Consider the following 17049-nt stretch of genomic DNA (forward strand, 5'->3'; position numbering starts at 1 on the left):
CTTTATACAGCGAGTTGCAGGGGTTGCGGTTGCTCGACATCGAGAAGACCTGCAAAAACATCCTCTGCGGGTTCGGATGCAGCGGGGTGACCGTTTTCATGTGCCTCTTGATAGATAGGGATGAGGCGATCGCGGCAAGCCGCTTGAAATGCGGGCAAATGCCTGAATCGGCGCACCAGCCGTGCGGGAGAAAAATATTCGGCGTTGCCTTCGGGGTCATCCTTGCAAAATATTTCACAAAATGAATCAGTAATATGCGGAGTATAATAGGTTCGCCACCTATCAATCTGCTCGCGATCACCTCCCATCAATTCAGCAGTTTCATAGGCTTCGGGCAAACGTTCTAATATCCATAGCGTCGCATATTTCATCCATGATACATTCATATTTACGACCAATTGCGGCGTCCCAACCCATACCCCAGCTTCATTCATCATATGGTTGAGAACATAATGCGTTGTCGGAATGCACGTCCGCATCGTTGAAAAGGGCCGTCCTTCCGTGTTTTGCGAATATGCAAGCAGAGCATGATCTCGGCGAAAAACCAGCGTATAAATAGCGGTGAAAAAGTTCTCGTTTCGCGCACAAAAATCACGCACCTCCCCCGCCATATCAGGCTCTGGCGGAACGATAGGGGTCGCCTCGGTAAAAAATTTGTCAAAATTATTCACCGTTCGTGCGTCATCAATCCGCGTAAAGCTGTAGTTCAGATAGCAAAGTGCTATATTTGGATGCTCGTCAATCGCGAATAGAACCCGTTCAATCGCACCTGGCACAATCAGGTCATCATCACCCAATATCCAGATATAATCCCCATGCGCGCTGTGGGCTGTCTCGCGCAGATTACCGAGCATCCCAACATTGACGCGATTACGCTGATAGCGAAAATCAGAGCGCGCCAAATAGGGCTGCACAATGTCGGACGTACCGTCGCTAGATGCATTGTCGCAAACCAGAAGTTCGACATCTTTGAGAGGTTCGGGATAGAGACGCGCCCAGTTTTTCAGTGCGACATCCAGCCACGGCGCGCGGTTATAGGTGCTGATGCAAACGGATAGCTTCGGGCGTGGCGTGAGGCGCATCGCCTGAGCTCGCTCTGCAATGTCGCTCTCGCTCATCGATAAGGGAGCCTTGGGCAAAGGCGCGGTGGCCTGAGCCATATGCCCTGCAACCTCGAACGCATAATCACCCCATGTCTTAAAGTCGGGCGTAACCGCCTCTTGCGCTAGGTTATTTCGCAGCTCTATGTCATCGGATAGAGTTTGGATGGCCCCGGCTAATTCATGTATATCGCACACATCTACTGTCAGGCAGCCCCCAACCTGGGCAACTTCAGCCATCGCACCAAAGTTGGCGCAAATACATGGCTTGCCGTTCCACAGGCTTTCCGCTATGGGAAGCCCATAGCCTTCTTCGACCGATGGATAGATTGTAAAATCTGCATCATTGTAAAGCTGTCGCAATTCTGCGTCATTTGGGCTCTTTATCCAGTCAACGTTTGGAGTAGCGACAATGAGATCATTCAGCCGCTGAGAATATGCAAGGTCAAGCGTATCCTCGCGCCCAGCAATGACTAATCGCAACGATTGACTCGTCTTTTCACTTGCCAAATTAAATGCCTTGAGGAGGGTCTCATGATTTTTCCGCGGCTCCAATGATCCAACGGCCAATATCCGGACGAATTTATCTTCCCTACCTTTCTTTGTTTCTCTTACCCTTTTAGAGTCCGAAAATTCCATAGGTAGAGGCGCCGCAATAATGCGATGCTCGCCAAACCCTTCAGCTTTAGGTTCTCGTTGCAAGAATGATATAAGATCAATTCTTGAGTGCTCGGAAATTGGCAATACTACATCATAATTTATCAACGTACGCATATAAACTCGGTGCGTTTCACGGATGACTTGGTGGTAAATATTATGCATCTTCCACGGAATTGCGTCATAAAATACAATCGCTGATTTAAGTCCATATTTAGCAACGTTCGATACAAGTGCAATTTGTTCGTTCTCAGATAGGTTGGATGGAAGTTCCGGCATAACGAACCAAGCGCCCGCACCTGCTTCCTCTGGCTCTACCCAGGACGACCACCGGTCAGGCTCCGGGCCATTCCACTTGGCGAGATGCAGCAGATCCTCATGCGATGCTGGCACAAACTGGCCAAAATCTTTACCGCGAATGACGGGGATCAGCCGCAGCCCCTGCGCCATAAAACTGCGGGCCAGCATACGGGTAACACGCTGAATTCCCGTGTTATTTTCGTAATTGCGTGTATGATCGATCCAGTAGTAAATAGCCCCTAACCTGTGCTTTGGTTGATCGAGCGTTCCGATCTCATTTAGCATTGATCTCGCATAATCGCTCCACGACGGTTTGGCGCGCGCGATTGCCTGCTGCGTCAACCGGAGGTGTAAATCTGGTGTTTCGATCATCTGGGCAATAGCGGCTTCCAACACCTGGGGATCGCGCACATCCACACCAAGGCAGCCGCCACCCGACGCCACTTCTCCCATCGCGCCAAAATCGGCGCAAATACAAGGCTTACCGTAAGATAGAGATTCAAGAATGGGTAGTCCAAATCCTTCTTCGAGCGAGGGAAAAACCGTAAAAAAACAATCTTCATAAAGGGCCGCCAATTCTGCATCGGTGACATTGCCTTTGTTGATGATTGCTTTACTTGTCGCGGCAAGCACTTCATTTTTAGTATCTGAGTGAAGATTGCCAACCAGAACAAGCCGCCACGGGCTATCAGGATTCTTGGTTAGGTAGCTTTGAAACGCATGTATTAGTGCAAGCTGATTTTTCCTCGGTTCAATCGTGCCGACGCAGAGGATGATTTCTTTTGTTTCCTCTAGTCGCAGTTCGGGGTCGCCCGCAAGCGGGGCAGCAGGCAAGAGCAACGGACGGACGGGGGGCATCGTGTTTGTATCAGCGCGTTCATGCGTGCGCCAATAGGCCTGCAGATCATCGCCAGACCAGCGAGATATAGGCCAAACCATATCTGCAAGACGAATCTGCTGCATATAACGCGCATGTTTGTCGGCCATCTTGCCATATTCGCCACGACGCAGCGGTATTGCATCGTAGAATACGAAACCGCTTCGCAGCCCTTGACGCCGCGCCCAACCGATCAGGTCAAGCGTCACTGCATCGGAGTGCGGCGTGATGTGCGTGACCTCTGGGACGATCAGCCAGCCGCCGTCTATTTGTGAAGGCAATTCCGCATCACCTGAGGTAAACTCAGGTCCATTCCATTTTGCCAGATAGCGCCGCTCATCCTCGTTGATCAAAACGCAGGATTTTCCCACATCGTCCCATTTGACATAGCGCACCCGCTCACCAAGCGCCGCCAGCGCACCCGCAATGCCGCGCGTTACCCGCTGCATACCCGTATTGACCGGGCACTGAATGGTGTGATCGACAAAGACATAAAACACCCGCTTTTCGGCAGGCACAAAATGTGTTCTTTTATTCGCAGATTTCTGCAGTTGAAGGTTGTGAAGCTTAGGTTTCACCAATGAAGTTGATTTTTGCGACTTTTTCATTCGCTCGAAAAGAACGATTAAGTGCAAACGATTGTTGAGCGCGGGGAAGCGCGCCAAAAAGCGCTTCGCTAGCGCAGATAAGCGTTCGCGCCTGCGAATATTTACTGCAAGCGTGAATAACATCGATCTTGCAATACGTCTTGGACGTGTTCCTGGCTTCAGCGTCACCCACGCCCATACGCCGTGCGCAATCCAGCGCGGTACTTTCAAGAGCCAGCGAATAGTACGTGACGCACCTCGCAGCGGAGCTGTGAGGCGCCAGGACATGCTGTTCCTGAGCTCATGGATCTCGGCTGCTCGCGCTTCAGCCAACTGCCAATGATGGTGGTTAGCCTGGTGAATCTCGTGAAGCTCCTTGCGGGTCGACTCCAGAGCGGCGGTCGTCGCAGCATGTGCCGTTTTCACCTCCCGCAGCGCCACATCGAGCCAAGCTCGATTGTTCGCAGCCTCCGCCGCCTGAGCTGCCAGGGCCTTCTCCATGGCGGCGGCGAAACTGCTTTCGAGCGAGGCTTTGGCGTGGCGTTCCGTGGTCAGACGCTCCGTGAGCGCTGCAATTTCGGCCGCGCGCGATTCCTCCAATTGGTAATGATGATGGTTGGACTGTTGGATGTCATGGAACTCTTTACTTGCAGCCTCCAACGCGGTTTCGGCAGCTGATAACGCGAGGGACGCCAGATCACGGAAGCTTCTGGAACGCCTTTCGACTGGGGGGCTGCCGCGTTCGATTTCTTTCAGGAAGCGCGCAAAGCTCGCCTTGCCGGGCTCCAAACGAAGAATGACCCTCGCTGCGGAGCGATAAGGCTCGGGCAACGCCTCCGGGTCGAACCAGGCGGAACGAACAGGAACAATAGCGGCAGGTAAGCCTGTCAGCACTTCCCGGAGGAAAATCAGGAAAGACAGCAGAAGATCGTCCGGCCAAACGCAATCCTTGCGCTTACTCGAAATTGCTCCGTAATCGATAAGCCTTGCGCGCCCATCCTTCCCGATCAGCACATTCCAGGTTCTAACGTCATTGTGATAGAGCCCTGCCTCTTCAAGAACGCAAAGCTGCTCCAGAACATCGCGTATGATCCCGACCGGATCATATCCGCCATCTCCCGACGCAATACGCCGATCTAGGCTTTCGCCTTCGGCCAAGTCGCGAACGAGCCACGATTCGGATTCGCTCTCGCCATGACAGTGCAAATTCAGGGCGCCAAAATTCGGCGGCGGATTTGTTAAAAAGGAAACCTCATTGCCGAATTCGGTCTTGTTTGGCGCAAACTGTTTTGGGATATCGAGAAAATATTGCTTGGCCAGTAGCCGATCCGAAAAAAAGAAGAGGCGGCTGCCTTCGTGGACATCAGGGGCTACCTTGTTGGAAATATTCGTCCAGCTTTTGAATGCCTGAAGGTTGTCATTCAGATACCAGAAATGATTGCTGGCGAAATAGAGCGGCCGCTGCAAGGAGGAGAGATGCGTCGGGTGGCGGGCAAGCTCATGCACGAAAGCGACGTCCGCCAGAAACTCGCGCGGGCTCTTCGGCTGCGCTGCGGCCCAATAAAGAGGCTCCTCCGACAGAGCCATTTCGAACAACGCAGCGGTCGTTTTTCTGCACAGTTCACCAATCAACGCGCGCACGAAAGGTACGCCTTTCTCATGTGCGATATGATGGAAAACAGAGAAACCAAGGACGAGGTCGTACTGATCGAATCCGATAGTCTGCAGAAAGTCTTCGATCCGCGCCGTTTCGAATGACACGGAAAGGTCACTATTTTCTTCGGCAAGCGCCTTGCAGAGAGAAATGTTCGTATCGAGATAGTCTATGCCGCTCACTTCCGCGCCGAGTTTAGCCAGGCCAAGGCTGAAGAATCCTTGCGCACAGCCGAGATCAAGCACGCGTACTGGACGGTTGAGTTCTTTCCTGAGCGCCTCAAAGACCGGAGCGATACGCCCGAAACGATCCTCGCAATTGCGCGATACGCCCACAGAAAGTTCCGGATACCCAAAAACAGGCTGATAGACTTCTGGAAGGGCATTTACGAGCTCACTAATCGTCATAAGCTAATCCATTCAATGTCTCGAAATGTGCGTTAAAGTCGCACAGCCCCCAAAATCCCATTTTACGTTCAATTGTCACGAGCACAGAATCATAGCGCCGGTCCAACGGCAGGAGGTTTTCTTGCGGCCCAGTCGATATGCCGAAGGAAACGAGATAGTGCCCTGCATTGAGGGGCATAGGCATGGAAAATCGGAACATGTGACGCTCCCCGGCTTTGGCGGCAATGTGGGTGCGTCCTTGGCTCGCCAGAAAAGAATTTGTTCCATAGATAAATAGGCCGTCATGGCTTTTCAGAAGCACACCTGGCGTTATGTCGTCGTAATCATGCTCGAATATAACTGAAAAATAGAAATCCGTTGTAGCGTTGCTTTCAATAGTATGCGGATAGTCCTTCTGTCCCGAACGGACAAGGTAGTCCAATATGCGCGCCCCACCGTGGCCCCATCGATGTTCTTCCTTGCGATAACCGAAACGTGTATGAAAGCATTCCTGTTCTCTGCTCAACATAACAGGTGCAGTATCGTCGGATTTTGAGTTCGGCGCCTGCCTCTTACCGAATAGACTGTCGAAATACAGATTACAGGCATCCCGTGGCGCGCCATCAAATTCCGCCTGGCCATATTTCATGAAGATAGCACGGTCGCAATGCTTCACGACTGTATCCATCGCATGGGTAACGAAGAGAAGCGTCGTTCCGGCTTTTCTGAAACCAGCGATGCGCTCGAAGCACTTTGCCTGGAAATAGGCGTCCCCCACGCTCAGCACCTCATCCACGATAAGCACCTCCGGCCGCGCCGCCGTCGCCAGCGAGAAGGCGAGGCGGGCCTGCATACCCGAGGAATAGACGCGCAGCGGCTGGTCGAAAAACTCTCCGAGTTCGGCGAAATCCTCTATCCCGGACATCAGCCGCAAAAGATCTTCACGGGGAAATCCCATCAGCCCGCCGGCCTGATAGACATTCTGCCTTCCGGTGAACTCCGGATTGAAGCCAAGACCTAGTTCGAGAATGGCGCTGATGCGGCCATTGACGCCGATGGCGCCGGTCGTCGGGCGCACCGTGCCGGTGATCATCTTGAGCAGCGTCGATTTGCCCGCTCCGTTCTGGCCGATCAGCGCCAGCGCCTCGCCGCGCTTCAAGGAAAAGCTCACATCCCGCACTGCCCAAAATTCGTTCACCGGCTTGGCCGGAAGGCCGAACCAGGTAGCGAAACGGCCGAAACTGGTCGAGTAGCTCGCGTAGCGTTTCGAAACATCAGTAGCGGTGAGAACAGGCCCACTCATAGAACATCCACGAGTTCGGGGCTGGCGCGCCGAAAAAGAACAAAGGCAAGTCCGAACAGCACCAAGGCTGTCGCCATCGGCCCGAAAAGCGATACTGGATCAGGCCAACGGTTGAGGAGAAGTGCATCCTGGTAAATGCCGACAAGCGCTACCATGGGATTGATCTCAAGCGCCCATAGCAAATGCTCGGGTACGATATTCCTCGGATAAACGATAGGAGTAAGCCAAAACCAGAGTTGGAGGATTACCGTCATCACCTGCCCGACATCGCGCGAGAACACGTTGAATATTCCGAGGATCACGCCCAGACCAAAGGCGAACAGGGCGATCAGTAAAACGCCAAGCGGCAGAGCAAGCCACGCCACTCCCGGTGGGTGGCCGAAAAAGAGGAAGACGATCGCGATCGCCGCCAGCAGCAGCACGTGGTTGAGCAAGGCGCCTCCGAACACGATGACCGGCAGGCAGATACGCGGAAAGGCGATCTTCTTGAGCGTGCCGGAATAGTCGACAAACACGGTCAGGCAGCGATTGAGAATCTCGCTGAACAGCGTCCATGCGGCCAAGCCGGACAAGAGGTAGATCGGATAGGCCGCCTTGTCTTCAATGCCGGCGAGCTTGGCACCCAGCACCTCCGCCAAAACTAGAGCGAAGATCGCCGCCTGGGCAAGCGGATGAAGTACGGACCAGAGAAGGCCAAGTTTCGAGCGTGCGTAACGGCCGCGCAGTTCACCGACGACTGAGGCAAGAACGAAATATCTGAAACGCCAGAGCGCAGTAAACATTAGCCCACCTGTCCTGATCAGTGCGTCGCCAATCGCGTCCGGCAGTACACCAACACGTCGGTTAGCGTCTGCTCTAACTGCTGCTTCGGCTCCCAGCTTAGCAGGTTCCGCGCCTTCCCTGCGTCGCCCACAATGCGAGGCAAATCGCTGGGACGAACCCGGGAAGAGTCCTGTTCAACCCGAATTGTGGCAGAACTGCGCGAGAGGAGTATGTTCAGCACTTCAGAGATGGGGCGTCCCTCGCCCGAAGCGACGTTGAGGATCGTTCCAGGCACGACCATCGCCGACTTCGCCACTGCCAGGGCGTAGGCTGCCGCCACGTCACGAACGTCGAGGAAGTCCCGTTCCACGGCAAGGTTACCAACGCGGATGACTGGTTCAGCCAGCCCCGCTTCAATACGGGCGATCTGTGTCGCAAATGCCGGCGCAACAAAATCTTGGGATTGTCCCGGACCGATATGGTTGAAGGGACGCATGCGGATACACTTGAGACCGCGCTGTGCAAGTGCGCCAAGCGCAAGGTCAGCCGCCGCCTTGGTCGCTCCATAGTCGTCGAGAGGAGCCAGAAGCGTGTGTTCATTGAGCGGCAGACCAGTCTTGGCACTCGCACCGTAGATCAAGCCGGTACCGACATTGATGAGGCAGCAATCCGGCGCGTTCGCAAGAATTGCCCCAGCGACATTAAGGGTACCGTCCAAGTGAACGCGCCAGGCAACCTCTGGAGAGCTCGCGACAACCGACGGCACAGCAATGCCAGCTAAATGAACCACGTGAGTTGGTTGATATCGTGCAACAATATCATTGACTGACTTCTGGTCAGTCACATCAAGTGCTTCAGTGCCTCCGACTTCCACCTTGGCAGTAAGCAACAAATCGATGTCAGATCCAAACATACAGCGTAAGGCATGCGCTACATAAGGGCCCACGAAACCAGCAGCGCCTGTAATCAGTACCCGCGTCTGGGCCATCGGCGTTCCTAAAGGCATTCGTGTCGCTTCAAACGCAGGAGGTCGGCCTCCACCATCTCCGCGACCATGTCTTCCAGAGGCGTTTCCGCCTCCCAGCCAAGCCGCTCCTTGGCCTTGGCCGGATTGCCCAGAAGCACATCCACCTCCGCCGGGCGCATATAGCGCTCGTCCACCGTGACATGATCTTCCATGGTCAGACCAACGTGACCAAAGGCTAGCTCGCAGAAATCGCGAACGGAAACAGTGCGTCCGGTCGCGATTACATAGTCATCCGGAACTTCCTGTTGCAGCATCAACCACATCGCCTTTACGTAGTCGCGCGCATGGCCCCAGTCCCGCTTTGCGTCGAGGTTGCCCAAGGCAAGCCTGTCTCGCATGCCCAGCTTGATACGTGCAACGCCATCGGTGATCTTGCGGGTGACGAACTCGATACCCCGCAAGGGCGACTCATGGTTGAAAAGGATGCCGCTCGAGGCGTGCATGCCAAAGCTTTCGCGGTAATTCACCGTCATCCAATGGGCATAGAGCTTGGCGGCGGCATAGGGAGAGCGTGGATAAAACGGCGTCTTCTCGGATTGGACAGGCTCCTGAATGAGGCCATACATTTCCGATGAAGAGGCCTGGTAGAAGCGGGTGCCGGGACAAGCCAAGCGCACTGCCTCCAACATGTTGGCGGCACCAAGTCCGGTCACAGTCCCGGTCAAGAGAGGCTGCTGCCATGACGACTTGACGAAGGACTGAGCCGCCAGATTGTAGACTTCGTCAGCACGAATTTCTTCAACGATGCGGATCAGGCCGGACAGATCCGTCAGATTACCATCGTGCAACTGAATATCTTGTTGGATTCCGAACCAATTCAGGCGGGTGCCCACCACATCGGCTGAAGCGCTGCGACGCAAGAGGCCGTGAACCCGATATCCTTTCTCAAGCAGAAGTTTGGACAGGTAGGCTCCGTCCTGTCCCGTCACGCCCGTAACCAGTGCCGTCTTATTCACAAGCTGCTCCACAATCTTAAGTGTCACGACCGTCCGTAGACGTCCTGAAACCGCACAATATCATCCTCGCCCAGATATTCCCCACTCTGCACCTCGATGAGCACCAGGGGTAGAATGCCCGGATTTTCCAGGCGGTGCCTGTGGCCGCAGGGAATGTAGGTCGATTGATTTGTAGACAGAAGAATCTCTTGGTCCCCGTTCACGACCTTGGCGGTGCCCGAAACCACGACCCAATGCTCCGCACGGTGATGGTGGGCCTGAAGGCTCAGGCGATGCCCGGGCTTGACCTCTATGCGCTTGATCTTGAAGCGATCGCCTTCCTCCAGCACCGTATAGGTGCCCCACGGGCGATGGGCTCTGCGGTGAAGCTTCGACACCTCATGTCCCTGCGCCTTTAGGCGGGCGAAGACGGATTTTACATGTTGAGCCTTGTCTTTGCGGGAAACGAGCAGTGCGTCAGGCGTGTCAATGACGAGAAGATCAGAGACGCCGACGAGTCCAACGAGGCGGTCTTCCGAATGTACGAAGCAATCGGTAGCCTCCTCCAGCACCACATCTCCGGTCGCACGGTTGCCATCCGCGTCCGCCGCCACGAGTTCGGCCATCGCGGCCCAAGAACCAATATCGGACCAGCCGCAGGAAACCGGGACGCAAGCGATATCTTCAGCTTTTTCCATAACGGCATAATCGAGAGAGATTGCCGGCGTCGCGGCGAAATGTTCCCGGACAACTTCGCGTGTCGCGTGGTCGCCGTGCCTTCCGTTGCGAGCCTCGGCCACTGCCGGTTTCACGTGCTCAAGGATTTCCGGACAATAGGTGGCCATCGCCTGCAGCATCGTCCCGGCGCGAAAGCAGAACATGCCGGAATTCCAGAAATGACGCCCGCTCGCTAGATATTCCTCCGCGGTAGCAAAATCCGGTTTTTCGACAAAGCGCAGAACGGTTTCGCCGTCGACTTCGATATACCCAAAACCTGTTTCGGCCCGTTCAGGCACGATGCCGAAGGTCACGATCTTTCCCGATCGCGCCAATTCCGCGGCTCTCGAAACAGCAGAACGGAACGCCCCTTCGTCAGCAACCAGATGATCGGCCGGCAGAACGAGCAGAATCGCGTCGTCGCCCCAGGCCTCGGCCGCGTGAACCGAAGCCAGGGCGACCGCGGCGGCGGTATCGCGCCCGACCGGTTCGAGCAGATAGGTATTGCGCGTCCCGGCTACAGGCGCCTCGTCGTAGGCATCAGCCGTCAGGAACAGGAACTCGCGGTTCGTCACGGTCACTATCTCGCCGACACCGTCGATCGCTGCCGCGCGTCGGTAGGTCCGGCCGATCAGCGTGCCGCCATCGGGCAGTTCGATGAAGGGCTTCGGATGCATTTCCCGCGATAGGGGCCAGAGCCTGGAGCCGGCGCCGCCGCTGATGATAACCGGTACAAGTGTCATTGTTCTCCGCTTGCAAATTCTCGTGCCAGAGCGATGCCGCCCGCCAACAGCCGGCTCGCCTCGTCGTAATCCGGCGCCTCGACATAACATCTCAATTCGGGCGCATTGCCCGATGGGCGGTAGTGGACGACGCTGCCCGATCCCATAATTAAACGGACGCCATCTGTCCGGTCACAATATGTGACCGGCCCGCAATGCTGAACGAGCGTCCCGAGCCCCTCGCCCTCGCCAAGGCTGGCCAGAAAGGCGGCGCTGACCTTAGGGCGAACGTCCTGAAGACGGTCGCTGAGGGCGGTTCGAAAGCCGAACTCTGATGCAGCGATGGATAGTGGCTTGCCGCGCTCTGTAACCACGCTCAAACAAGCCAGGACCGGCAACATGGCGTCGCGAGTCGGCAGTGCCGCAAGGGCGCGTCCGCACCTGACTACCGGGGTGCCAAGCAATACGCCGCCATTCGCCTCGAAGCCGACAACGCAAGCCGCACCGCCCTGGACGGCCTCGTTCATGCCGGCAATGACATAGGGGGACCCGACACGCGTGCGGATCACCTTGCCGAAGCGACTGCAGGCCTCGAGGGCCGAATTGGCGGTGACAGGGACAACAATGCAGTCAGCACCCAGCCAGTACGCGGTGATGGCGCCGACCAGATCGCCGCGCACAAACCGCCCTAGCTCATCGGCGATCAAAGGACGATCGGCATCGCCGTCCGTCGATACGATAGCATCGAAGCCGCCATCGCGGACCCAGCCGGCAAGTCGTTCACGGTCCTCAGGCGCCAGCGCCTCGGTATCAACGGGAACAAAATGGTCCGACCGGCCCAGAGGGCGGGTTTCGGCACCAAGGTCGGAAAGGATATCGATAATCAGGTCGCGCGCGACGGAAGAATGCTGATAGACGCCGACCTTCAGACCGGAAAGCGCGCGAGGTTCCAGAAACTGAGCGTAACGCGCCCGATAGGATTCCAATGTCTGCGGGCCGATCTCCCGAGCCCTGCCGGCGCCCTGTGGCCGGTTCCCGCTCATCTGCTGACAGCAAGCGACGATAGCCTGTTCGTCAACCTTGTCGATTTCGCCCATCGCCCGATAGAATTTCAGCCCATTGCGATCGGCCGGAATGTGACTGCCGGTGACCATGATAGCCGGCGCGCCCAGGTTCATTGCATAAAGGCTCAGTGCCGGCGTGGGCAGCGCACCGCAATCGGCGGGAGAAAAGCCGGAATCGGTTATCGCCTCCATGCAGAGCGCGGCGATTTCGGGGCTCGAGTCCCGCAAATCACGTCCAATACAAACCGTGCCGCCGCGGCGAATCTCGCCGCGGCCGGCCACGGTGCCGAGGAACGCGGCCGTGTAGTCGTAAGCCGGCCCGGAAGCCAACTCGACCGCCAGCCCGCGAAGGCCGCTAGTGCCAAATTTCAGTGATGTGTTCGAGATTGCCATGGCACCTTCGTTCCGATGTCATTGGCCACTAAAGGAACATCCACGCAATTCCAACCTACTTTCTTTAAGTCCACAATTCCTACGGGTTGACCGACAATCTACGCTGGGCAGAGAACCTGTCTACCGAGCCCGCAGAACTCTGTATCCAGGAAGTTAGAGCGACATCCAATGGGACCGCTCGTCTTTTCTGACCGTGGGCAGCATGTTGGTGAACGCGAATGGAATACGAATTGAACTGATGCGGTGGATGTCTGGCTGGGGCGGCTGGATTCGAACCAGCGCATGGCGGTACCAAAAACCGCTGCCTTACCGCTTGGCTACGCCCCAATTCCGTTTCGCGGCTTTTTCCGATCGCACTTGCATTGCCACCATGAAAACCGACTTGCTTCGGATCAACCAATCGCAGCGTCGTACCGCTGACCAGCCGGTATAGGCGCCGCATTTTCGTGTCAAGGCTCTTTGGCGGGCATTGGGTTTCGGACACAAATGCTGTAAATGCCGCACGGTTCGTAACCGTCGTATTGCCGCCGGCAATCGACTCCTTTCACATCGTTTCCTTCAGTTCTTTCTTTCCAGTTGCCGCAGACAACCGTTGCGAACGTATGAAACCGGCGGCGCCTGAAACGCGGAGACCGCCGCTCGTGACCATCATGCTGTGATGGGAGTTCCGGTGAGCGCTGCAATTCTCGGAATACGCGATCCGAATAACGCCCACCCGATAGCCCGGATCAGATTTCGGGATCAACCCGGTTCTGCGTGCGATCTAGCCCGTCGGTGCGTTCCTGCGTGACGGCGAAGCGGAGTCAACCGACTTAGCCCGGTTCGGCGATCCGGGATCATCCGCCCCACCCACTCGCTCAACCTACGTGGCTGAACAGCCCAAGAACTCTGCTATTCCTCCCGAAAGGCACGACTGAAAGAATCCATCATCGGTTTCACCAGATACTCGAAAAAGGTCCGTTCGCCGGTCGATATAAAGGCCTCCACAGGCATTCCGGGATAGATCTGATCACGTTTTATTTCCGGAGGCAGATCTTCATTGATACGCAGACGGGCGACGTAAAATGCCTGTTGTGTCGATTGGTCCACGGAGCGATCGGGCGAAACGAATGCCACGGTTCCAGAAACTTGCGGCGTAGTGCGGGCATTCAACGCGATGAAGCGCAGCTCGGCGTGCTGTCCGATCCGCACCAAATCTATGTCGGAAATGTCCAGACGTGCTTCCACGATGAGTTCGGAGTTTGTCGGCAGTAGATCAGCCAACTTCTCGCCCGGTCGAACCACGCTGCCAGGTGAATTGTGATAGATTCGAATGACAGCCCCATCGGACGGCGCACGCACGGTCAAACGGGACGCCACATCTTCCGCCGCCCTCATTTCTTCTTCGGTCTCCGTTATCCCAGCGGAAACTTCATTCAGTTCAGTAAGGGTGGACTCCACCCATCGTGTTTCCTGCCTGACAAGCTGTTCCTTGGCCTCGGTGATACGGGACCGCGCCTCTTCAATCTGCGCAGAGATTGCCCCGATCTGTCCTACGAGATCCGATTGAGTGCGAAGCAAGGCAGTGTATTCAGAACGATTGGTAAGGCCTTGCTGGAGCAATTCTTTCTTGCGAGCGGTCTCTTCCTCTACAACGCCCAGCTGCTCACGCAGCGAGCGCAGCTGGCTTTGTAGACCCTTTATCACCTGCTCCGACGCCGCGGCACGCTGCTGCAAGATTGCGATCTCCGAGGTGTATCGGTCGAGGCGGGCCGCGTACTCGTCTTGCTGCTCCTTGAGCACTCTTTCCAGACCATAGCCTTCGGCCCGGGCAACGAATTCCTCTGGGAAAGCAATTCGCGGCGCCCGATCGCGCTGCGCCTCCAGACGCGCCTTGCGTGCGCGAAGACTTATCAGCTGGCTTGCGAGCGAGTTGACGACCGCCCTCTGCCGCGTGTCGTCCAACGTGAATAGCGGGTCACCCGCCTTGACGAGTTCTCCTTCGCGAATGTTGATTTTCCGAATTATTCCCCCCTCCAGATGCTGGACGGCTTGGTTCTGGCCCGCAGCAGCGATGATTCCACTTGCGATGGCCGCACCTGACAACGGAACGGTTGCAGCCCAGTAGCCGAATCCTGCGGCAAAGAGCACAAGCGCGAGATAGCCGAGACCGGCAATGCGGACGGTTCCGGTCCTGACGTCCCGCGCCCAGTCTTCCGGCTGAACTCTTCCGGCTTCAAGCATCGTGGATACCCATCTGCAACACCGATATCACTCCGTGTCGTTACCCCGTTTCAGCGGACGAAGGCCGGGGCCGTACGAGGCAAACGGCGACTTTTTGCGCGGCGATATCGCACTGCTACTGGGCTCGGGCACCGAACGGTTCGCGCCTTCCTCGTTTCCTCGACCGGCAATGATGCGCGGCCCGGATTGACCGGCAAGTTTTCTCTGTTGGCGTTCCAATACCTCTTCATGAGGGCCGAAATCGTCCAGCTTCCCGTCATTGAGAACCAACAGGCTGTCCAACATCTGGGCAGGCAGGGTCCGCTGCGTGATCAAAAGGACGGTCGTGCCGTTCTTGCGCGCTTCCTCGACTGCCTTGTTGAGGGCTGCGTCTCCGGCATCGTCGAGATTGGAATTCGGTTCGTCGAGGACCAGAATTCGCGGATCGCCGTAGAAAGCCCTTGCAAGGCCGATCCTCTGGCGTTGGCCGCCCGACAAGGTCACGCCGGCCGGTCCGATCACGGTATCGTAGCCGGCCGGCATCGACTGAATCAGATCGTGGACATGGGCGCGCCGTGCAGCCTCAAGTATTGCGGCGCCATCCGCGGCTGGATTAAAACGGGCGATGTTCTGCGCAATTGTACCGGGCAATATTTCAACCTCTTGCGGCAGATACCCGATATGGCGGCCAAGCAAGTTCGGATCCCAGTTCCGAATGTCCGCGCCATCGATCCGTACCACTCCGGCCGATGGCCTGACAGCGCCAACCATCAGCCGCGCCAGTGTTGACTTTCCCGCTCCGCTCGGCCCGACGATACCGATGACGGACGCGGCAGGAACATGCACGGTAACTCGTTTCAGGACCGGTTCGCTTCCGGACGTGGCATTCGGCGCGAAGTACACGAGATTTTCAAGGTCCAGCCGGCCTTCGGGCGGCGGAAGTTCCGTATAGTTGCGGGGCTTCGGGAGCGTTCCGGCAGTGTCGGAAAACCGCCGCCAACTGCCTCTCACGTCGGTTATCTGACGCCAGCTTCCCGTGATCTGATCAATGGGCTGAAGACCGCGCCCGGCAATTATCGAAGATGCGAAGATCATTCCGGCGGTCATCTCGCCACGAAGCACCAACCACCCCCCGACTCCCAATACGCCGATCTGCAGGCCCATGCGAACAAACCGCGATAATCCCGTAAAGAGGGAATTCGTGCGGGCTATGCTGTCGTTCGCCGCGAGTGAGGCCACGTGATGTGTCGCCCAGGCCTTCAACGCGTTGTCCATCATTCCCATTGCACGGAGTGTCTCCGCGTTTCTTGTAAACGATTGCGCGGTGATCATCTCCGCGATGGCCCGTTCGGAGGCCGATTTTATGTCCGACGCCGTCGCCTTCTGATTCAAGAACGCAATTGTCGCCAAAAGCACCGCGCCGCCGGTTGTGATCCCGAACAGCAGCGGATGGACCAGCCAGAGCAATGCGATGAACAACGGGGCGAACGGAAGGTCGAACAACACGAAGACCGATCGGGACCCGATGAAAGCGCGCACGGTGGAAAGATCTCTCATGGACTGGATATCGCCCAGGCTCGCGCGTGACGATTCCATGGCCGCCTGCAAGGCCTGGCGGCTATGGGCAATGTCCAGCGTGGCCGCAATTCTATTTGCGTAAATTCCCCGGACAACCTCGAGGACAGCAAGGAGTCCGAGCGCTCCCACTGCCAAAATTGTAATGAATGCGAGCGTGTCGAGACTCGATGACGGCAGGACGCGATCGTAAACCTGCAGCATATACAGCGGCATGACGAGCAGCAGGATGTTCGTGAAGAAGGAGAAAACGCCAATTTCGACGAATGCGCGCCGCATTTTCGCATTTGGTGATGGCGTCATCGAGATTCCAGGCAATGGCCCTCAGGCCGTCGAATCATGCGGTATCGGGTCTCGGCGCCATTTTACGACTCTCGGAGCGAGGCGCTAGGCTGAATTCAGTTTTTGCAGGCCAGTCTCGGTCAGCTTCCCCTGTATGTAGCGTAGCTCCATGGTGTGACCAAAAGCGGCACATGGTATCCCGCTTCCGGATCGCCGATGGTGAAGCGAACCGGAACGGTGTCCAGAAATGGCGCGTCGGAAGTGTTCGCGCCGGGTCGGTGGGCATAATATGCAGCTACCTCGAAATGGATCTCGTAGGTGCCCTTCTCGATTTCGCCGGTTGCGAGCAGCGGATCGACAGTCCGGCCATCGGCGTTGGTGACCACACTCTTCACCACCTCCAGCTTCTCTGCGCCAGGCGAAGCCTTGTAGAGCGTCAGGCGCATTCCGGCGGCGGGATGTCCGTTTGCGGTGTCGAGCACATGTGTCGAGAGTTTTCCGGCCAT

General features: G+C 56.5%; 10 protein-coding genes and 1 tRNA gene. All 11 read right to left on the minus strand.

Features of this window, described 5'->3' with window-relative positions; genetic code table 11:
- Positions 1-2: 2 nt before the first annotated feature.
- Entirely contained in the window at positions 3-5582 is a 5580-nt protein-coding gene (locus tag LC298_RS07420) for a glycosyltransferase (RefSeq protein ID WP_131571631.1), read from the minus strand.
- On the minus strand, positions 5572-6864 hold the full coding sequence (locus LC298_RS07425; RefSeq protein ID WP_131571628.1) for an ABC transporter ATP-binding protein: 1293 nt from the start codon (positions 6862-6864) through the stop codon (positions 5572-5574). Before LC298_RS07425 ends, LC298_RS07420 begins: the two co-directional genes overlap by 11 nt.
- Entirely contained in the window at positions 6861-7646 is a 786-nt protein-coding gene (locus LC298_RS07430; protein ID WP_131571625.1) for an ABC transporter permease, read from the minus strand. The genes LC298_RS07425 and LC298_RS07430 overlap by 4 nt, the downstream gene beginning before the upstream one ends.
- 17 nt (positions 7647-7663) lie before the next feature.
- Positions 7664-8614, minus strand: coding sequence for a GDP-mannose 4,6-dehydratase (locus LC298_RS07435; protein ID WP_131571622.1), 951 nt, complete (start codon positions 8612-8614; stop codon positions 7664-7666).
- An 8-nt stretch (positions 8615-8622) separates the two neighbouring features.
- Positions 8623-9609, minus strand: coding sequence for a GDP-mannose 4,6-dehydratase (gene gmd / locus LC298_RS07440; RefSeq protein WP_131571687.1), 987 nt, complete (start codon positions 9607-9609; stop codon positions 8623-8625).
- Between the two features lie 23 nt (positions 9610-9632).
- Positions 9633-11048 carry a mannose-1-phosphate guanylyltransferase/mannose-6-phosphate isomerase gene (locus LC298_RS07445; RefSeq protein ID WP_131571619.1) on the minus strand — a complete coding sequence of 472 codons (1416 nt, stop codon included), beginning with the start codon at positions 11046-11048 and terminating at the stop codon, positions 9633-9635.
- Positions 11045-12478 (minus strand): phosphomannomutase, encoded by a 1434-nt coding sequence (locus tag LC298_RS07450; protein WP_131571684.1) that lies wholly within the window; start codon positions 12476-12478, stop codon positions 11045-11047. The genes LC298_RS07445 and LC298_RS07450 overlap by 4 nt, the downstream gene beginning before the upstream one ends.
- Positions 12479-12736: 258 nt before the next feature.
- Positions 12737-12811, minus strand: a tRNA-Gln gene (locus LC298_RS07455).
- 564 nt (positions 12812-13375) lie between these two features.
- A complete protein-coding gene (locus tag LC298_RS07460; RefSeq protein WP_131571616.1) occupies positions 13376-14707 on the minus strand; it encodes an HlyD family type I secretion periplasmic adaptor subunit in 1332 nt (443 codons plus the stop codon).
- A 27-nt stretch (positions 14708-14734) separates the two neighbouring features.
- Positions 14735-16564 carry a type I secretion system permease/ATPase gene (locus LC298_RS07465; RefSeq protein ID WP_223385581.1) on the minus strand — a complete coding sequence of 610 codons (1830 nt, stop codon included), beginning with the start codon at positions 16562-16564 and terminating at the stop codon, positions 14735-14737.
- A gap of 119 nt (positions 16565-16683) precedes the next feature.
- A complete protein-coding gene (uraH, locus tag LC298_RS07470; RefSeq protein WP_131571614.1) occupies positions 16684-17049 on the minus strand; it encodes a hydroxyisourate hydrolase in 366 nt (121 codons plus the stop codon).

This window comes from Oricola cellulosilytica (assembly GCF_019966575.1).
Taxonomy (GTDB): domain Bacteria; phylum Pseudomonadota; class Alphaproteobacteria; order Rhizobiales; family Rhizobiaceae; genus Oricola; species Oricola cellulosilytica.

Coding starts and splice junctions, on each gene's coding strand:
- LC298_RS07420 (WP_131571631.1), bottom strand. CDS start 5,582: ATGACGATTAGTGAGCTCGTAAATGCCCTTCCAGAAGTCTATCAGCCT.
- LC298_RS07425 (WP_131571628.1), bottom strand. CDS start 6,864: ATGAGTGGGCCTGTTCTCACCGCTACTGATGTTTCGAAACGCTACGCG.
- LC298_RS07430 (WP_131571625.1), bottom strand. CDS start 7,646: ATGTTTACTGCGCTCTGGCGTTTCAGATATTTCGTTCTTGCCTCAGTC.
- LC298_RS07435 (WP_131571622.1), bottom strand. CDS start 8,614: ATGGCCCAGACGCGGGTACTGATTACAGGCGCTGCTGGTTTCGTGGGC.
- LC298_RS07445 (WP_131571619.1), bottom strand. CDS start 11,048: ATGACACTTGTACCGGTTATCATCAGCGGCGGCGCCGGCTCCAGGCTC.
- LC298_RS07460 (WP_131571616.1), bottom strand. CDS start 14,707: ATGCTTGAAGCCGGAAGAGTTCAGCCGGAAGACTGGGCGCGGGACGTC.
- LC298_RS07465 (WP_223385581.1), bottom strand. CDS start 16,564: ATGACGCCATCACCAAATGCGAAAATGCGGCGCGCATTCGTCGAAATT.
- uraH (WP_131571614.1), bottom strand. CDS start 17,049: ATGGCCGGAAAACTCTCGACACATGTGCTCGACACCGCAAACGGACAT.